The organism is Pseudomonadota bacterium (assembly GCA_026388215.1).
Lineage (GTDB): Bacteria > Desulfobacterota > Syntrophorhabdia > Syntrophorhabdales > Syntrophorhabdaceae > JAPLKF01.
This window is the reverse complement of the sequence record JAPLKF010000172.1, coordinates 1-2,241: the sequence shown is the minus strand read 5'-3', so window position 1 is coordinate 2,241 and position 2,241 is coordinate 1. Positions and strand designations below refer to the sequence as shown.

Genomic DNA, 2,241 nt, shown 5'->3' with positions numbered 1-2,241 from the left:
TACTGATTTTGGTAGTATTCACTGTCTTGATTATGCACAGGATAGATTTATCAAGGTTAGGCATGGTGTTTAAAGCTATAAGCCAATCGGAGAGCCTTGCTGAATCTATAGGTATAAGTTCTATGAAATTTAAGATACTTGGTTGTGCTATTGGTTGTTTTTTTGCAGGAATGGCTGGTAGCCTTTACGCTCATTTTGTGGGAATTATAACGCCCACCGATTTCTCCATCCATGCAGTTTTAGCTCCGATTGCATATGTAGTAGTCGGAGGGATGGGTAATGTTTTCGGTCCTGTCATAGGTACATGCTTTTTAATGATAGTATCCCATTTTTTTCTCCGCCAGTTCGGGTTATATGAGCTATTAATGTATGGTGTAATTATAGTTATAATAATAAGATTTATGCCAGAAGGCCTTATAAGTCTGCCTCGTATTGTTTCATTCTTGCTTAGTAAACCACCAAAGAGAGGTGAAGATTAAAGAGATATGCCATTGCTCGAAGTAAAAAATCTGACAAAACGTTTCGGTGGTCTGATTGCCGTACACACCTTAGACTTCGAGATTAATGAGGGGGAAATTTTAGGATTAATTGGTCCTAATGGTGCGGGGAAAACAACCGTGTTTAATATGATTACAGGTACCTTCCGGCCAACACATGGAGAGATAGTTTTTTTTAGTAAAAAGATAGACCGTCTAAAACCAAATAAAATAGCTGAATTGGGCGCAGTGAGAACCTTCCAGCTTACAAACCTTTTTGGAGAAATGACTGCTATTCAGAATGTTATTCTCGGTACACATCAAAAATCAGGGATACGGTTATGGGGCTCTCTATTCAAAACCCATTCAACTCGTATAAAGGAAACAAATTCTGAAGAAGAAGCCAGAGACATTTTAGAATTTATGGGGCTTACCGAACAGCAAGAAACGTTTGCCAGGAACCTACCTCACGGTCAGCAGAGGCGCCTTGAAGTGTCTATTGCTTTAGCCGCGAAACCAAAGTTGTTACTTCTGGATGAGCCACTGCAAGGCATGAGCCATGAGGAGGTCAAAGATATGGTGGGTCGAATAGCAAAAATTCGACAGAAAGGGAAGACCATACTTCTGGTTGAACATAATATGAGAGCAGTGACGAGTATCTGTGACAGGGTCATCGTATTAAATTTCGGTGAAAAGATTGCTGAAGGCTCACCACAAGAGGTTATGCAAAATCCAGAGGTTATTGAAGCGTATTTGGGTGTGGAAGAATGATACTCAGTGCAAAAGGAATAACCATTTACTATGGGAAGGTGCTCGCAGTAAAGAACGTTTCTTTTGAAGTTGAAAAGGGAAAAATCGTTACCCTTATCGGTGCAAACGGTGCAGGGAAAAGCACTATTTTAAAAACAATATCGGGTTTAAAAAACCCCGCCACCGGTGAGATATTGTTTGAAGGAAAGAGAATTGATAATCTGTTACCCCAAGATATAGTCAGGTTAGGCATCAGCCACGTACCTGAAGGAAGAAGGCTTTTCCCGAGCATGAGTACAATAGAAAACCTTGTGATGGGGGCCTACTTACAGAAGAATAGAAGAGAAATAGATAAAGAACTGGAAAGGGTTTTTGAGTACTTTCCCGTGTTAAAGGACAGGCGAAAACAGCGGGCAGGGAGCCTCAGTGGGGGTGAGCAGCAGATGCTGGCAATAGGAAGAGCTCTCATGTCCAAACCGACGTTGTTGCTCCTTGATGAACCGTCAATAGGTCTGTCCCCCCTTATGAGCCAGATGATTGGAAAGATCGTGAATACAATTAACCAGGAGGGCGTGAGTATACTTTTAGTTGAGCAAAACGCTAAACTGGCCCTCAAACTCGCCTATAAGGGATATGTGTTAGAGACAGGAAGTATAGTACTTGCAGGAAGAGCCGGTGAACTGCTGGAGGATGAAGCGGTAAAGACTATTTACCTTGGCGTTTAAATGAAATAGCTGGAATAAATTCAGGGTAATATATAATAATTATATGGAGGAGGGTTACAATGAGTTTTGGTGATGACAAAAAGAATCCCGCAATCCACTGGGCGTCGATTATACTCATCGTGTGTTTTTTTGACCTCTTCATCAACTACGGGATTCGTCTGGGATATGGGGTTGTTCTTCCGGAGATGATTAGAACATTGGGGTTTACGAGAAGGCAGGCGGGTGATATTTTTAACGCCTATCTTTTTGCATATATCTGTTTTTCACCGTTTACCGGTTATTTAACAGAC

Annotated in this window: 4 protein-coding genes; all 4 read left to right on the top strand. The window is 41.4% G+C overall.

Going from position 1 to position 2,241, the window contains the following annotated elements; all coding sequences use genetic code 11:
- Positions 1 to 479, top strand: a 479-nt coding sequence (locus NTU69_09785) for a branched-chain amino acid ABC transporter permease (protein MCX5803800.1), incomplete at its 5' end; no start/stop codon positions are given.
- A 6-nt stretch (positions 480 to 485) separates the two neighbouring features.
- The gene (locus tag NTU69_09780) at positions 486 to 1,247 is read left to right on the top strand and encodes an ABC transporter ATP-binding protein (protein ID MCX5803799.1); all 762 of its coding nucleotides are present in this window, start codon (positions 486 to 488) and stop codon (positions 1,245 to 1,247) included.
- Complete coding sequence (locus NTU69_09775) at positions 1,247 to 1,951, top strand: ABC transporter ATP-binding protein (GenBank protein MCX5803798.1); 705 nt, start codon at positions 1,247 to 1,249, stop codon at positions 1,949 to 1,951. The genes NTU69_09780 and NTU69_09775 overlap by 1 nt, the downstream gene beginning before the upstream one ends.
- 59 nt (positions 1,952 to 2,010) lie before the next feature.
- Positions 2,011 to 2,241, top strand: a 231-nt coding sequence (locus NTU69_09770) for a hypothetical protein (GenBank protein MCX5803797.1), incomplete at its 3' end; no start/stop codon positions are given.

What these genes read in the sequence shown, in the direction of transcription:
- NTU69_09780 (MCX5803799.1), top strand. Translation starts at nt 486, where the DNA reads ATGCCATTGCTCGAAGTAAAAAATCTGACAAAACGTTTCGGTGGTCTG.